13 protein-coding genes are annotated in these 14,687 nt (G+C 67.7%); 6 read left to right on the top strand and 7 right to left on the bottom strand.

The window, feature by feature from the left end:
• Positions 1-2: 2 nt before the first annotated feature.
• Positions 3-1,145, bottom strand: a complete 1,143-nt coding sequence (locus ACETII_RS09560; RefSeq protein WP_472787881.1) for an MlaE family lipid ABC transporter permease subunit — start codon at positions 1,143-1,145, stop codon at positions 3-5.
• Positions 1,146-1,271: 126 nt separating this feature from the next.
• On the opposite strand from ACETII_RS09560, the gene dgcA reads away from it, so the two are divergent.
• Positions 1,272-2,255 (top strand): N-acetyl-D-Glu racemase DgcA, encoded by a 984-nt coding sequence (dgcA, locus tag ACETII_RS09555; RefSeq protein WP_472787880.1) that lies wholly within the window; start codon positions 1,272-1,274, stop codon positions 2,253-2,255.
• Between the two features lie 13 nt (positions 2,256-2,268).
• On the opposite strand, the gene ACETII_RS09550 is transcribed toward dgcA, so the two are convergent.
• Entirely contained in the window at positions 2,269-2,604 is a 336-nt protein-coding gene (locus ACETII_RS09550; RefSeq protein ID WP_472787879.1) for a rhodanese-like domain-containing protein, read from the bottom strand.
• A 176-nt stretch (positions 2,605-2,780) separates the two neighbouring features.
• Here ACETII_RS09550 and ACETII_RS09545 point away from each other — a divergent pair, with 176 nt between their 5' ends.
• The gene (locus ACETII_RS09545) at positions 2,781-4,586 is read left to right on the top strand and encodes a putative bifunctional diguanylate cyclase/phosphodiesterase (RefSeq protein ID WP_472787878.1); all 1,806 of its coding nucleotides are present in this window, start codon (positions 2,781-2,783) and stop codon (positions 4,584-4,586) included.
• 59 nt (positions 4,587-4,645) lie between these two features.
• Here ACETII_RS09545 and ppc read toward each other — a convergent pair whose 3' ends face one another.
• Both ppc and ACETII_RS09535 read right to left on the bottom strand, forming a co-directional pair.
• Positions 4,646-7,447, bottom strand: coding sequence for a phosphoenolpyruvate carboxylase (gene ppc, locus ACETII_RS09540; RefSeq protein WP_472787877.1), 2,802 nt, complete (start codon positions 7,445-7,447; stop codon positions 4,646-4,648).
• A gap of 124 nt (positions 7,448-7,571) precedes the next feature.
• Positions 7,572-7,850, bottom strand: coding sequence for a hypothetical protein (locus ACETII_RS09535; RefSeq protein WP_363350976.1), 279 nt, complete (start codon positions 7,848-7,850; stop codon positions 7,572-7,574).
• A 170-nt stretch (positions 7,851-8,020) separates the two neighbouring features.
• Between ACETII_RS09535 and ACETII_RS09530 the strand changes: the two genes are divergently transcribed.
• Both ACETII_RS09530 and bioB read left to right on the top strand, forming a co-directional pair.
• Positions 8,021-8,506 carry a PTS sugar transporter subunit IIA gene (locus ACETII_RS09530; RefSeq protein WP_472787876.1) on the top strand — a complete coding sequence of 162 codons (486 nt, stop codon included), beginning with the start codon at positions 8,021-8,023 and terminating at the stop codon, positions 8,504-8,506.
• Positions 8,506-9,465, top strand: a complete 960-nt coding sequence (gene bioB / locus ACETII_RS09525; RefSeq protein ID WP_472787875.1) for a biotin synthase BioB — start codon at positions 8,506-8,508, stop codon at positions 9,463-9,465. The genes ACETII_RS09530 and bioB overlap by 1 nt, the downstream gene beginning before the upstream one ends.
• On the opposite strand, the gene ACETII_RS09520 is transcribed toward bioB, so the two are convergent.
• Entirely contained in the window at positions 9,443-9,844 is a 402-nt protein-coding gene (locus ACETII_RS09520) for a hypothetical protein (protein WP_363350970.1), read from the bottom strand. The two genes, bioB and ACETII_RS09520, sit on opposite strands and share 23 nt — an antisense overlap.
• A gap of 90 nt (positions 9,845-9,934) precedes the next feature.
• On the opposite strand from ACETII_RS09520, the gene ACETII_RS09515 reads away from it, so the two are divergent.
• Positions 9,935-10,777, top strand: coding sequence for a shikimate dehydrogenase (locus tag ACETII_RS09515; RefSeq protein WP_472787874.1), 843 nt, complete (start codon positions 9,935-9,937; stop codon positions 10,775-10,777).
• Positions 10,778-10,842: 65 nt separating this feature from the next.
• Here ACETII_RS09515 and ACETII_RS09510 read toward each other — a convergent pair whose 3' ends face one another.
• Together ACETII_RS09510 and ACETII_RS09505 are read right to left on the bottom strand one after the other, a co-directional pair.
• Entirely contained in the window at positions 10,843-11,337 is a 495-nt protein-coding gene (locus ACETII_RS09510) for a phasin family protein (RefSeq protein WP_363350966.1), read from the bottom strand.
• 41 nt (positions 11,338-11,378) lie between these two features.
• Positions 11,379-11,738, bottom strand: a complete 360-nt coding sequence (locus tag ACETII_RS09505) for a phasin (RefSeq protein WP_363350964.1) — start codon at positions 11,736-11,738, stop codon at positions 11,379-11,381.
• A 280-nt stretch (positions 11,739-12,018) separates the two neighbouring features.
• Here ACETII_RS09505 and ACETII_RS09500 point away from each other — a divergent pair, with 280 nt between their 5' ends.
• Entirely contained in the window at positions 12,019-14,667 is a 2,649-nt protein-coding gene (locus ACETII_RS09500) for a sensor histidine kinase (RefSeq protein ID WP_472787873.1), read from the top strand.
• The last annotated feature ends 20 nt before the right edge of the window (positions 14,668-14,687 follow it).

Genomic DNA, 14,687 nt, shown 5'->3' with positions numbered 1-14,687 from the left:
CCTCAGTAGTTGATCCCCGCGAAAAACACGGCGAAGAGCCCATCGAGCAAAATGACCATGAAGATCGACTTGACGACCGACGACGTGACCTGCCGCCCGAGCGATTCCGCCGAGCCCTCCGTCGCGAGCCCGTCCATGGCCGCAATGAGGCCGATGACCAGCGCCATGAAGGGCGCCTTGATGATCCCGACCATGAAAGTGTGAAACGCGATGGCGTCCTTGAGCAGGGAGACGAAAGCCGCCGGGCTGATGCCTCCATAGGCCCAGGAAACGAGCATGCCGCCGAACAGCGCCGCGATGTCGGCGACGAAGGTGAGCAGCGGCAGCGACAGGATGAGCGCCAAGACCCGCGGCGCGATCAGCACTTCGATCGGCGATAAGCCCATGACTCTGAGCGCGTCGATCTCTTCGCGCATCTTCATCGAACCGATTTCGGCGGTGATGGCCGAACCCGAGCGGCCGGCGATCATGATGGAGGTGAGCAGCACGCCCATTTCGCGCAGCACGAGAATGCCGATGAGGCTCACCGTGTAGCTCGACGCGCCGAATTTCAGCAGCTGGAAAATGCCCTGCTGGGCGACGATGCCGCCGACGAGGAGATTGATCAAAATGATGATCGGCGCGCTGCGCAGCCCGATCAACTCCATATGCACGACGAGCGAGGTCATGCGGAAATGCCGCGGGTTCAAGGCGACATAGGCCATGGCGGCGACGAATTCTCCAAGAAACGCCATGCCCCGGTAGAATTCCGAAAAGCCCTCCACGACCGACAGGCCGAGGTCGGCGAGCAGCGCGACGATCGCCGGCGGGCCGTGGCGCGGCGGCGGCCCGAAGTCGCGCCAGGCCGCCTGTTCCAGCATGACGCCATGCTCCGCCCGCGCATGCTCGACCGCAACGCCGACATTTTCGCGCGCCAGCATGCGCCGGGCCCGGTTGATCAGCCAGGCGCCGGCGGTGTCGAGACGCGTGACGCCGGCGAGGTCGAGCGTGACGAAACCAGCGCTTTGGCTGAGATCGACGATTTCCTGCGCCTTCTGTTCAAGCCGATGCGAGGCCGCAAGCGTCCAGTCGCCGAGCAGCGTCAGACGCGCGCCGCCCTCGAGGGGCTTCACGTCTGGCGGCGTCGGTGCGGCGTCGAGAGCCATCGGACCTCATCAAGAGAGTTGCAGTCGGCGAAGCCTTGTAAGCGGTCTTAACTTCGTGACATGCGGTCGACAAGCGCGCCGGCGCACAGCGTGGTAAATCGAAGCTTGGAGAACGCGGAGCGACATATGCGGATCGAACTCGAAGCAGCCGTCGAGGCTTTTCCCATCGCCGGGCGATTCGTCATTTCCCGCGGGGCCAAGACCGAGGCGACGGTCGTCGTCGCCCGCCTGCGCGCCGGCGACGCGGTCGGACGCGGCGAATGCGTGCCCTATTCACGATACGGCGAAAGCGTCGAAAGCGTGACGGCCCAGATTGAGCGCGTGCGCGGCCAGATCGAATCGGGCGCGGGACGGGTAGCTTTGCAGCGTCTCCTGGCGCCGGGCGCGGCGCGCAACGCCCTCGACTGCGCCCTGTGGGACCTCGAGGCCAAAATGACCGGCAGGCGCGCCCATCAAACGGCGGGCTTCGCACGGCTTGTCCCGCTCACGACGGCTTACACGCTGTCGGTCGGGTCGCCCGACGACATGCGCGCCGCCGCGATGAAGGCGGCCGATCGTCCGCTCCTGAAAGTAAAGCTCGCCGGAGAAGGCGACGACGCCCGCCTTGCCGCCGTGCGCGCCGGCGCGCCGCATGCGCGGCTGATCGTCGACGCCAATGAGGCCTGGACCGAAGAAACGCTCGTCAGCCAGCTCCAGGCCTGCGCGCGCCACGGCGTCGCGCTCGTGGAGCAGCCCCTGCCCGCCGGGCAGGACGACATGCTCGCCCGGATCGCCCGCCCGATCCCGATCTGCGCCGACGAGAGCGCCCATGACGTCGCCTCGCTCGACGCCCTGCGCGGCCGCTATGACGCCGTGAACGTCAAGCTGGATAAGACCGGCGGGCTGACCGAGGCGCTGGCCATGGCGCAGGCGGCGCAGAAAATGGGGTTCGAGATCATGGCGGGCTGCATGGTGGGCACGTCGCTCGCCATGGCGCCGGCCGTTCTCATCGGCCAGATGGCCGCCTTCGTCGACCTCGACGGCCCGCTGCTGCTCGCCAGGGATCGGGAGCCGGGCCTGGTCTACGAGGGCTCGACGTTGACGCCGCCGCCGCCGGCGCTCTGGGGCTGATAGCCCTGTCCGATCACATGCCCTGCACGACCGGTTCGCCGGCGTTGAGCCAGGCGAGAATGCCGCCGCCGAAATGAGTGTTGGCGTCGCGCCGCCCGGCGAGCCGGGCCTGCTCCATGGCCGTCACCGACCGGCGCCCGGAGCGGCAATAGATCACGACCTTCTGCCCGTCGCCGGCGACCGGCAGGGCGGCGGGGTTGAACCGCGACAGCGGATTGAACAAAGCCCCGGCGATATGGCCGGCCGCGAATTCGTCCGCCTCCCGAACGTCGACGAGGAGGATCGAGCCATTTGCAAGCCCGGCCTTGAGCTCGTCGAGGCCGATGTCGTTGAAGGCGGAGGCGTTCATGGGCTTTCTCTCCAGCTGTTGGTCTTGCGATGTCATTCGCATGCGGGCGGCGGTTCCGTCCAGAGCGGCGTGGGGAAGCAGAGGCCGGACGCCGTCGTCGCGTCGCGTGTGAACGCCGCATTTACGTTTGACCGCCAGAGTGACGCCTCACCGTCGAGCTGAAGGCCTTCGTTCCCATGCAATTGCGCCATCTCGCCAGTCGCGGTCTGGAGGGGTCGACCCCCGCCGGCCGTGCGCCTCTGGCTGCGGCCCATCCGCCCGCAACGTCGGCCCCCCTCCCTCCGCCGGCGCCCTTCCCCGCGCCGGGTCCGGACGCGGGCCTGATCCTCTCCTCGATCGGGGAGCTGGCCTACCATTGGGACATCGGCCCCGACCGGCTCAGTTGGGGCCCAAATCGACGGGAAACGCTCGGCCTGGTCGCGGACGCGGATATCGATCTCGGCCACGCCTATGGCGAGCTGGTCGCCCCCGAGAGCGCCCTCTCGCGCTATGACGCCGTCATGCAGTCGACGCAGCGGGACGGGGGCGCGGGCGTGCCCTATCAGATCGTCTATGGGCTCGCAGCGCCCCGCCATCTGGGACCGGCGCCCATCGTCTGGGTCGAGGACACGGGGCGCTGGTTCGCCGGCCAGGACGGCAAGCCCGCCTACGCCCATGGCGTGCTGCGCGTGGTCACCGAACGCCACGAGGCGGAGCGCAGGGCGGCGCTCGGCGCGCAGATCGATTCGCTGACGGGCCTTCTCAACCGCGCCCAGTTCGCCGAACATCTCGACAGCGCCCTGCAGCGCAGCGAAGCGAGCCGCAAGCCCTTCGCGGTGCTGCTCGTGGCCCTGGAGAATCTGTTCGCGCTGAACCGCACCTATGGTTACGACGCGGGCGACGAGGTCATTGCAGGGCTCGCCAGACGCCTGCGCGAGAATGTCCGCGCCACCGACGTCGTCGCGCGTCACGCCGGCAATAAATTCGCCCTGCTGCTCGACGCCTGCGACACGGAAGAGACGCTCTCCGCCGCCCATCGGCTGATCGGCGTCGTGAAGGACGCGCCTTTCGAAACGTCGGCGGGCCCCATTCCCGCAACGATCCGCATCGGGGGCGTCATCGCGCCGCGCGAGGGGCGCAGCCCGCAGGCCCTGTTCCGGCACGCCGAGGAAGCGCTCGACGTCGCGCGCCAGGGCGCCGGCAAGCGCTTCGTCGCCTATTCGGCGTCGCTCGCCCGCCAGGACGCGCGGCTCCGCGCGCTGCGCGTCGCCGACAACATCGTGTCCGCCTTGAGCGACAAGCGCGTCGAACTCGCCTTCCAACCGATCGTTGACGCCGCCACGGGCGGGGTCGCTTTCCATGAGGCGCTGCTGCGCGTGCGCCTGCCGGACGGCGCCTCGATCTCCCCCGCGACGCTGCTGCCCGTGGCCGAAAAAGCCGGACTCGTCCAGCTTCTCGATCAGCGCGTCATGGAGCTTGCGCTCGAGCGGCTCGCCGCCGAACCGGATCTGCGCGTTTCCGTCAATTGCTCGATGGCGACTCTGCTCGACGCCGAGTGGCCGGAGCGCCTGGCGCAGGCGGCGGCGGCGAACCCCGCTCTCAAGGACCGGCTGATCGTTGAAATCACCGAGACGGCGATGATCGAGGATTTCGAGGCGACGCGGTCGCGGATCGCCGCCTGCAAGCGCCTCGGCGTGAAAGTCGCGATGGACGATTTCGGCGCGGGCCACACCTCCTTCCGCAATCTACGCGACCTCGCCTTCGACATCGTCAAGATCGACGGCGCCTTCATCCGCAATATCGCAACCTCCGAAGACGACCGCTTCTTCGTGAAGACCCTCATCGATCTCGCAAACCATCTCTCGCTGAAGGTCGTCGCGGAATGGGTCGAAGACGACGCCACGGCGCGCATCCTGCGCGCGTGGGGCGTCGATTATCTTCAAGGCGCGTTCTTCGGCTGCGCCGAGACGCGCCCGCCGGCGGACGGACGCGCGCGCGCGTGACGCGCGGCGATTGAAGACGCATCTAGCGCCCGTTGGACGCTGGGCCCGCCCGACGTTTGTCACCCGGTATTGCGCAGGCCCGCCGACACGCCATTGATCGACATCAAAATCCCCTCGCGAATCTCCGCATCCGTCATGCCGGCGCGGTGGCGGCGGATGAGCTCGGCCTGAATGTAATTGAGCGGCGCAATATAGGGGAAGCGATGTTTGATCGAGCGCGCGAGCGTCGGATTGTCGGCGAGCCGCTCCTTCGTGCCGAGGATTTTTTCGAGCGCGTCCACCGAGCGGGCGTGTTCCGCTTCGATCATGCTGAAGATGCGCTCGGCCAGCGCCCGGTCCTCGACGAGATCGGCGTAGCGGCGCGCAATCTCTAAATCGGTCTTCGACAGGATCATGTCGATATTGGAGAGCAGCGAGCGGAAGAAGGGCCACTCGCGCGCCATGCGGCGCAACAGTTCGAGCCGCGCCTTCCCGTCGCGCGCCAGATAGCCGGCGATGGCCGAACCGAAGCCGAACCAGCCCGGCAGCGCGACGCGCGCCTGCGCCCAGGAGAAGCTCCACGGGATGGCCCGCAAATCCTCGATCTTGCGCGAGGGTTTGCGCGAGGCCGGGCGCGAGCCGATGTTGAGCGAGGCGATTTCCGTGATCGGCGTCGAGGCGAAATAATAATCGACGAAGCCTTCCGTCTCATAAACCAGCCCGCGATAAGCCGCCATGCCGGCGCGCGACAATTCTTCGGCAATCTCCAGAAATTCCGGCGGCGGCGCCTTGTGCTGGGAGAGCAGCGTCGCTTCCAGCGTCGCGGCGACGAGCAGCTCGAGATTGACGTGGCCGATCTGCGGATTGGCGTATTTCGCCGCGATCACTTCGCCCTGTTCGGTCAACCGGATCTGGCCGTTCACCGTGCCGGGCGGCTGGGCGAGAATGGCGTCATAGCTCGGCCCGCCGCCGCGCCCGACCGTGCCGCCGCGCCCGTGGAACAGGCGCATGGCGATATTGGGCATGGAGGCGAAGAATTCGGCGAGCGCCGTGGAGGCGCGATAAAGCTCCCAGATGCTCGTCAGAATGCCGCCGTCCTTGTTGGAGTCCGAATAGCCCAGCATGATGTCCTGCTGCGCGCCGGAATTGACGACGAGGCGCTGCACGCCCGGCAGGGCGTAGAAGGCGCGCATGATCGGGGCGGCGTTACGCAGATCGCCGATGGTCTCGAACAGCGGCACGATGATGAGATCGGCCGCCACCGCTTCCCCGTCGCGCGGGTCGAGCGTGCCGCGCATCAAGCCGCATTCCTTTTGCAGCAGCAGCACTTCGAGAAGATCGCTGACCGTCTCCGTGTGGCTCACGATGTAATGGCGGATCGCCTCGTCGCCATAGAGGCGGCGCATCTCCACGGCGCGCTCGAAGATCGCCAGTTCGCTCATCGTGCGGTCGCTGTAGACCTTCTCCGGGAGGCGCACGGGGCGCGGATCGGAGAGAAGGCGCATCAACAGCTGCTGTTTCTCGACCTCGGCGAGCGCCGCATAATCTTCGGCGATGCGCGCGGCGGCGAGCAGCTCGGAGATCGTCTCCTCGTGGCGGTCCGAGCTCTGGCGCAGATCGAGCGTCGCGAGATGGAAGCCGAAGACCTCGACCGCGCGGATGAGCGGCTCGAGCCGCTGCGAGGCGATCACGTCGCTGTGGTGGATGCGTAGCGATTCATCGATCGTCACGAGATCGGCGAGCAGCGCCCAGGAATTGGCGTAAGGCGCGCCCGGCGCGATGGCGTGGCGCATAGCCTGCCCGCCGGTGAGCTTTTCCAGCGTGCCGGCGAGGCGCGAATAGACGCCGATCAGCGCGCGCCGGTAGGGCTCGTTGTCGCGGTGCGGATTGTCGTCGCCGGACCGCGCGGCGAGCTCCTCCAGCGCCCGCGTGGCGCCGCCGTAGCGCCGCGAGATCGAGAGCTCCGCGCCGAGTTCATGGACCTCGACGAGATAATAGCGCAGCGCCGTCTCGCACTGCATGCGCAGCGCCGTCGCGAGCGAGTCGGCGGTGACATTGGGATTGCCGTCGCGGTCGCCGCCGACCCAGGCGCCCATGCGCAGGAAAGGCGGGACGCGCAGGCCGTCGAGCTTGGCCTCGATTTCGGCGTAGAGCCTCGGAATCTCGCGCAGGAAGGTCGAACGGTAGTAGCTCAAGGAGTTTTCGATTTCATCGCGCACGGTGAGGCGCGACTCGCGCAAGAGCTCGGTCTGCCACAATTGCATGACGCGGGCGCGCAGCTGCATCTCGTTTTGCGCGCGCTCGGACTTGCTCTTGAGCTGCTCGCGGGCGGCGAGCAAAGTGAAGATGGCGCGCTCGGTGTCGAGCAGGCTCTTGCGGCGCACTTCGGTGGGATGCGCCGTGAGCACGGGCGATATCCAGCCGCGCGACAGCGCCGCCGCGATCTTGCCGGGCCCGACGGCCGCCTTGCGCAAATGGGCGAAGGAGCGCGAAAGGCTCGGCTCGTCGAGGACGCCGCCCTCGGCGAGCGCCCGCGCCCGCTCTTTTAGCGGATGCAGATCTTCGGCGATGTTCGCAAGGTGTGAGAAGTAGCTGAAGGCGCGGATGACGGCCGTCGCCTCCTTGGCGGTAAGCGAGCGCAAGAGCGCGTCGAGCTTGGCTGCGGCGTCCTGGTCCTTGTTGCGGCTCGCCGCGACGGAGAGGCGGCGGATCGTCTCGATCCGCTCATAGGCCTCGCTTCCTTCGTGCTCGCGAACGGCGTCGCCCAGCAGCCGGCCGAGGAGACGGATATCCTCGTTGAGCGGCAGATCGCTCTTCGCCTCGGGCTCGGCCGGAGCCAAAACCTGGGTCGGCGCTTCTTTCAATTGTGCGTCGCGCTGCATGTCGAACCTATGAAATCAAAGCGCCCGCCCCCGCGGCCCGGTGAAGCCTATAGCAGGCCTCGAGGCCATTGACGATCTTGGCGCCGAAGAGGCGCAGAGGCGCCGTCCGGCGCCCCTTGCGGCGTCAGAAAAAGTTGAACGGGTCGGTGTGATATTTCCTGAAGTCGGTGGGCGTCAGCTCGTGACGGCAGGCCCGCGTCAGCTGGGGCATATGGCGTTTCAGACAGTTCTCCATCTCGAAGATGAAGACGGTGTTGCCGCCGCAGAAGCGGTCGGCGTCATAGGCGCAGGCGTCCTGCTCCTCCGCCATGTCCTCGGCCGTGTTTCCCGCCCAGGTGTTCACGGCGCGGGCCGGAGCTGATCCGCAGATCAGGAAAGCTAATCCGAGAGCGACGATCTTCATCTTCCGGCCTTTGCGTCCGTCCGCGGGCTTGGCCGAATGTGCGTCCGGATCGCGGCTTTGGCAAGCCGTAGCGCCGCGCCCCTTGTTCGAAACCCCCGCCCCCCTTATAGACCTTGCGCGGCCAGAAAACGTCAATCGCCCGCGCTTTCCGCGCGCCAATCGGTCACGCCATGCTCGACACTGTGGAAATCGCCCTCTTCGCGGGGCTCGGGGTTCTCTTCGCCATCGGCCTCATCGTCCTTTCGCGTTGGTCGAAGACGCGGCCGGCGCTGCTCGCGGCCTATGCGCTCATCGCGGTCTGCTTCCTTTATGTCGGCTTCGCCATCCGCGCCGAAAACTACGAGATGTGGATCGGCTTCGAGATGACCGCCGTCGCCTTTTTCGGCACGCTCGCCGGCATGTCGATCGTCGGCTCGCCCTGGTTCGTGGTCGCGGGCTTCGCCCTGCATGCGGCCTGGACGCTTTACGAGCATTATGTGGGCGCCGGCCAGGCTTTCGCTCCCGCCCCCTTCGTCGTCGCGACCGTCGGCTTCGACGTGGCGGTCGCGCTCTATGTCGCCTATATGACGTTGCGCGGCAATCAGGCTGACGCGGCCGGGGCCGCTCCCGCGCGCAAGCTCGCGGCGCGCTCGCAGAACCGCAAGGGAGCCGCGTGATGAACGCCCCCGCCGACTTCAACATCCGCCACGACTGGACGGTCGACGAAATCGTCGGCGTCCACAATCTGCCGCTGCTCGATCTCATCGCCCAGGCCAACGCCGCGCATCGCCGCTATCATGACGTCAACGACGTGCAGAAGGCGGCGCTTCTCTCGATCAAGACCGGCGGCTGCCCGGAAGACTGCTCCTATTGCCCGCAGTCGGCGCATCACCGCGAGGTGAAGCTCGACCGCGTCGATCTCATGTCGACGTCGGACGTTCTCGTCGCCGCCAGGACGGCGAAGGAGGCGGGGGCGGACCGTTTCTGCATGGGCGCGGCCTGGCGCTCCGCCCCGAAGGACAAGCGCTTTGACGCGGTCGTCGAGATGGTGCGCGGCGTCCGTGAACTCGGCATGGAAGCCTGCGTCACGCTCGGCATGATCGACGACGCGCAGGCGAAGCGCCTCGTCGAGGCGGGCCTCACCGCTTATAACCACAATCTCGACACCGGCCCCGAATTCTATGGCGACATCATCACCACCCGCACCTATCAGGACCGCCTCGACACGCTGAAGGCGGTGCGCGCCGCGGGGCTCGAAATGTGCTGCGGCGGCATCATCGGCATGGGCGAGACCGTGCGCGACCGCGCCGGCATGCTGCAGGTTCTCGCGAGCTTCGACCCGCATCCCGAGAGCGTGCCGATCAATACGCTCGTCGCCGTCGAAGGCACGCCGCTCGCCGATCGCGACAAGGTTGATCCGCTCGATCTCGTGCGCATGATCGCCACGACCCGCATCGTCATGCCGCGCGCGCGGGTGCGTCTCTCCGCGGGACGCTCCTTCCTCACGCAAGAAGCGCAGATCCTCTGCCTCGTCGCCGGCGCCAATTCGATTTTCTACGGCGAGAAGCTGCTCACCACCAGCAACGCCGGCGTCAACGAGGACGACGCGCTCTTCACCGCGCTCGCGCCACGCTGAAGTCCAGCCGCCGCCCGCCGGGCTCCCGGCGGGGGAATTTATGCGGGTCGAGCCCGGCCGTTTCGGCGGCGTTGAGGATCAAGGGCTGCAAGAGGTCGCGCTCAGCCTCTTCGAGGAGCGCCCCTCCTGTCTCTTCGTCGAGTCGCATGAGATCGTCGAAGACGCTGACGAGCGCCTCTAGGATTCGCGCCTCGGGGGCGCGCGGCGGCAGCGCCTTCAGCGCCTCGAAATAGGCGCGGATGCGCGCGTCGACACGAGCCGTCGCCTCCGGCGTCGCGCCGGCCACGCCGCTGTCGCGGCAGCGCTCCCAATGCGCGGCGATCGAGTGCTCCGCGTCTTCGAGAAGCGCGTCCAACCGCCGGTTCCTTGCCGCATTCATTCCCGTTCGCCTCCAGGTAAACGCCCGCGCCTGCGGTTGACATATGGTAGGATTTCTCCGCAACCAATGGCCACAGACTAAGAGCACGCCGTGACGCACCGCCAAAAATTTATTCTCGCCGGCGTCATGGGCTGGCCCATCGCCCATTCGCGCAGCCCCAAGATCCATAATTACTGGTTTGCGCGCTATGGCGTCGAGGGCGCCTATGTCCCGCTCCCCGTCGAGCCCGGCAAACTCGAAACCGCCCTGCGGGCCTTGCCGGCGCTGGGTTTTTCCGGCTGCAACCTCACCATCCCGCACAAGGAGGCCGCGCTCGCCTTTCTCGACTCGGTCGACCCGGCGGCGCAACGAATCGGCGCCGTCAACTGCGTCGTCGTGGATAAAGCTGGCGCGCTCATCGGCCGGAATTATGACGGCTTCGGTTTCGTCGCCTCGCTCCAGGAGGGCGCGCCCCATTGGCGGGGGGAGGCCGGCCCCTGCGTCGTCATCGGCGCCGGCGGCGGCGCGCGGGCGATCGTCTGGGGGCTCATCGACGCGGGGGCGCGCGAAATCCGCCTGCTCAACCGCACCCGCGCCCGCGCCGACCGGCTGGCCCAGGACTTCGGCGCGCCCGTCGCGGCCTATGACTGGGAGGAGCGCCACGACGCGCTCGCCGGCGCCGCGCTTCTCGTCAACACCACGAGCCAGGGCATGGTCGGGCAGGAGCCGCTCGATCTCTCGCTTGCCGCCTTGCCGGCTTCGGCGGTCGTCGCCGACATCGTCTACGCCCCGCTGGAGACGCCGCTCCTCGCCGCAGCCCGGGCCAGGGGGGCGACGCCGGTCGACGGTCTCGGCATGCTGCTGCATCAGGCGCGGCCCGCCTTCCGCGACTGGACCGGAGTCGCGCCCGAGGTCACGCCCGAGCTGCGCGCGTTGATCGAGGCGACCCTCTAAAAAAAAGCGTCAGCGCCCCAACGGCCGCCGACGCCCGCAAAAAAAGCGAAATCTGTTCTTGCCGCTCAGGCCGCCTTGCGCACGTCGCAAAGCGGGGCGGCCGCGAAGCTCGCCAGGTTTTTCGCGACGTCCATCAGCTCTTGCGACTGACGGACGAAGGCTTCGAAGCGCTCGCTGGCGAAGCGCGACTGAATGTCGACGGCCTCCTCGAAGCTTTTCGCCTTGACGACCTGTTCCGCAAACTCGAGGAAAGCGGCGGCGTTCTCGGCCCAGAGCTCCAGCGACTTCTTCGACCAGGCGGACGTGTCGAATTCAAACGAGGCGGAGAAGGACTCCGCCGCGGATTCGGCCGCCTCCTCGATCACGGCGAGCGGCGCCGAGACGATGTCCACAATCTCCGGCTCCGGCGTCGGCGCGGGGGCCGCTGGGGAAGCGGCTTCGCTCAAGACCGGCTCTTGGGCGGGAATTTCGGCGCGCAGCGCCTCCTCCGGCGCCTCGGCAGGGGCCGCCTGCCCGGCGTCGAGGGGAATGCTTTTGTCAGCCTTGCTTTTCGTCGCCATCTTCCCGCTCCTCAAAGATTTCGAGTGAACAAACTGTCGGATCAGGACTTCAGGGTCGTCGAGCGCTGAAACGCGGCGCCGAGCTCCTTGGTCTGCTCCTGAATGGCCTCGAACTGCGACTTCACGAAGTCGGCCTGAAGCTGGAACACTTCCTGCGGGTCCTTCGCCTTGACGAGCTTTTGCGCGAGATCGAAAGCCGCATTCACATTGGCTTCTGCAAACGAAAAGGCCTTGGCCCCGACATCCTTCGCGCCCGGCGGCACGATGGGCAGTTCGGTCGTGGAGGTGAGCGCTTTCTGTGCGGCGCCGGCGAAGCCTTCGAAGGCCTTGCGCGCCTGCTCGACGCTCTTCTCGGCGAAGTCGCGAACCTCGTTTGGAACCTGATAGATTGGATCAACCATGAACGTCTCCTCATTTGGCTGCGCCCGCGGCCGGCGGGTGGGCCGGGCGGACAAGAGGACAATGCCTGATTTTTTGCTGCGCTGCAACATAAATTGTGCAGCGCAGTATAAGGCAGGTGAATGTTAGCAAAAAAATGACCTGAAAGCAGGCGGGGTCGGATGGACCGCGACGCGGCGACCGTTTAAGTTTGCGTTAAGCTCAAACTTGATCGCGTCTTTAGGAATTTTCGAGGCGGTCGGGCGCGGGCGCGTGTTCCCGTCGCAACAGCGAGCCGGCGTCATGGGCTCTTCGCAGGCAGAGGTCGAAGGAGAGGTGGCCGCCAGCCGCATCGCGGCCGATCCTGCTTTTTCGGCGCTGGACGCGTCGGGGGCCCCGATTTTCGCCGCCTGCGGAACTCCGCTTCGGATTGTCTATCTCAACGATTCGGCGCGCGCCGTCTTCGGCGCAGATGCGACGGCCCTGGCCGAGCGGCTGTTCGAAAGCGACGCGCCAAGCGCGAAGCGGCTGACGGATCTCGTCGAATCCGTGCGCCAGGGCGCCGCGTTGCGGCTGGAGCGCCTGCGGTTCAATTTCGGTCCCTCCCAGCAGACCGTCACCCTGCTGTGCCGAAAGCTTCCGACAGCCGCTGGCGCGCCCGATTTTCTCGTCCTTGCGGCGCTCGGGGTCCGGCCTGCTCCCCCGCCCGTCGACGCCCTAGCCCCTCAGACGCCCACAGCCGGCCACTCATCCCCCATCGGCGACAGCCGCGCGCTGCGCGAGCAACTGATGAGCCGCCATGGCGCCCGCGCGCCCCGCTTCCTTTGGAAAACGGACGCCGACGGCCGTTTCATCGACGTGACGCACGTGCTCGCCGACGTTGTCGGCCCGGAAAGCGCGGAGATCGTCGGCCGGGGAGTCGCGGACGTCGCCGCGGCTTTGGCGCTGGGCCGGGCTTTCGCCGCGGCGATTGCGGCGCGGAAGAGCTTTGCGGGGATCGAGGTCGCCTGGCCGCTCGCCGGCGCCGGCGCCCGCGCGCCGGTGACGCTCGGCGGACTGCCAACCAGCGACGCCGACCGCCGCTTCGCCGGCTTTCAGGGCTATGGCGTTCTTCATCTCGACCGGGCTTTCGTCGCGGACGCCGTCGCCCTCCCGCCTGTCGAGACGCGCGAGCCGCCGCAAGAGCCGGCGCCGGAGCCCGTCTATGCGGCCGACAATGTCGTGCCCTTGCGCCCCGTCCCTGCGCCACGCGAGGAGGCGCCGAGCGCCGCCCCGCCGCCGGACAGGGACGCGTTGACCGCCGCCGAGCGCATGAATTTCGAGGAGATCGCGCGCGCGCTCAAAAGCGGCGCCGCGGCGCCGGCGCTTGTCGAGGCCGAGGCCGGGGAGGCCGCGACCGCGCCCGTCGAGGAACCGCTCTCCGCTGTCGCGGTTCAGGAAATCGCCGCGGAGCTTGCCGCGCTGATCGGCGGCGAGCCGGCGCCCGCGCCGCCGCCCGCAGCCTCGACGGCGACCGGCGTGCTCGACTGCCTGCCGGTCGGCGTGCTCATCGCGCGCGGGGCCAAGACGCTCTTCGCCAATCGCACCTTGCTCGATTATCTCGGCTATGCCGACGCCGCCGCCTTCGAAGCGGACGGCGGGCTCGCCCGCATGTTTTTCGGCCGTCCGCCGGGCGACGCCGGCGCGCGGGCCGCGGCGGTGCAGTCGAGCGACGGCGAGGCGCTCGACGTCGACGTGCATCTGCAAAGCGTCGACTGGGAGGGCGCGCCGGCGACGCTCGTCACCCTGCGCCGCAACCGCAGCCGGCTCCCCGGCCCCGACGAAAGCGCGCTGGCGCTCGCCCGCGCGCGGGATGAAAAGCTCGCCCGCGCCCGCGCCGACAACAGCCTGCTGCGCGGCCTTCTCGAAACCAGCGGCGTCGCCGTCGCCGTGCTGAGCGAAGAGGGCCGCATCGAGAGCGCCACGGGCGCCTTCGCCGCGCTGTTCGAGGCCGAGAAGGGCGCGTTGGACGGCCTGCCGCTCACCGCGCTCTTATCGGCGGAGGATACGCGCAAGCTCGCCGCCTGCTTCCGCGCGGGCGAGCCGGACGCCGCTTTGCGCCTGTCGGCTCGGCTCGGCGGCGCATCCTTCGAGGCGACGCTGCGCCGTCTCGGCCCGGCGCAAAAGCCCTGCCTCACGCTGCGCGCCGAGGCGGCCGACGCCCGCGCCGAGGCGCTGCGGGCGGCGCGCGACGCGGCCGAACAGGCGAACGCCGCGAAATCCGATTTCCTGGCCCGCGTCAGTCACGAAATTCGCACGCCGCTCAACGCCATTCTCGGCTTCGCCGAAGTGATGATGCAGGAGCGCCTGGGCCCCATCGGCTCGGAGCGTTACAAGGAATATTTGAAGGACATGCACGCCTCGGGCGAGCATGTGCTGTCGCTCGTCAACGATCTTCTCGACCTCTCGAAAATCGAGGCGGGCAAGATGGAGCTGGAATTCGACCGCGTCGACGCCAACGCCGTCATCACGGAATGCGCCGCGATCATGCAGGCGCAGGCCAACAAGGCGCGCATCGTCATGCGCCTGTCGCTCTCCGAGCGCCTGCCGCCGGTGCGCGCCGACGCGCGCTCCTTGAAGCAGATCCTGCTCAATCTTCTCTCCAATGCGGTGAAGTTCAACGAGCCCGGCGGTCAGGTCATCGTCTCGAGCGCGCTCACCGACTCAGGCCATGTCGTGATCCGCGTGAAAGACACCGGCATCGGCATGAGCGACGAGGACGTGCAGACGGCGCTTGAGCCGTTCAAGCAGGTGGCGATCTCGCACAAAAGGCCCGGCACCGGCCTCGGCCTGCCGCTGACCAAGGCGCTGATCGAAGCGAACCAGGCGAGCTTCACGATCAGGAGCCGCAAGAACGAAGGCACGCTGATCGAAATCGCCTTCCCGCCGCCGCAGGTGCTGGCGGCGGAGTAACAGCCGCCATCGACCCTGCG

Source organism: Methylocystis sp. NC52PC (assembly GCF_055698645.1).
Note: the sequence above shows the minus strand (reverse complement) of the source record. Positions and strands in the feature narration are given on the sequence as shown.

What these genes read in the sequence shown, in the direction of transcription:
- ACETII_RS09500 (WP_472787873.1), top strand. Translation starts at nt 12,019, where the DNA reads ATGGGCTCTTCGCAGGCAGAGGTCGAAGGAGAGGTGGCCGCCAGCCGC.
- ACETII_RS09505 (WP_363350964.1), bottom strand. Translation starts at nt 11,738, where the DNA reads ATGGTTGATCCAATCTATCAGGTTCCAAACGAGGTTCGCGACTTCGCC.
- ppc (WP_472787877.1), bottom strand. Translation starts at nt 7,447, where the DNA reads ATGCAGCGCGACGCACAATTGAAAGAAGCGCCGACCCAGGTTTTGGCT.
- ACETII_RS09550 (WP_472787879.1), bottom strand. Translation starts at nt 2,604, where the DNA reads ATGAACGCCTCCGCCTTCAACGACATCGGCCTCGACGAGCTCAAGGCC.
- ACETII_RS09530 (WP_472787876.1), top strand. Translation starts at nt 8,021, where the DNA reads ATGCTCGACACTGTGGAAATCGCCCTCTTCGCGGGGCTCGGGGTTCTC.
- ACETII_RS09520 (WP_363350970.1), bottom strand. Translation starts at nt 9,844, where the DNA reads ATGAATGCGGCAAGGAACCGGCGGTTGGACGCGCTTCTCGAAGACGCG.
- ACETII_RS09545 (WP_472787878.1), top strand. Translation starts at nt 2,781, where the DNA reads ATGCAATTGCGCCATCTCGCCAGTCGCGGTCTGGAGGGGTCGACCCCC.
- bioB (WP_472787875.1), top strand. Translation starts at nt 8,506, where the DNA reads ATGAACGCCCCCGCCGACTTCAACATCCGCCACGACTGGACGGTCGAC.
- ACETII_RS09510 (WP_363350966.1), bottom strand. Translation starts at nt 11,337, where the DNA reads ATGGCGACGAAAAGCAAGGCTGACAAAAGCATTCCCCTCGACGCCGGG.
- ACETII_RS09535 (WP_363350976.1), bottom strand. Translation starts at nt 7,850, where the DNA reads ATGAAGATCGTCGCTCTCGGATTAGCTTTCCTGATCTGCGGATCAGCT.
- dgcA (WP_472787880.1), top strand. Translation starts at nt 1,272, where the DNA reads ATGCGGATCGAACTCGAAGCAGCCGTCGAGGCTTTTCCCATCGCCGGG.
- ACETII_RS09560 (WP_472787881.1), bottom strand. Translation starts at nt 1,145, where the DNA reads ATGGCTCTCGACGCCGCACCGACGCCGCCAGACGTGAAGCCCCTCGAG.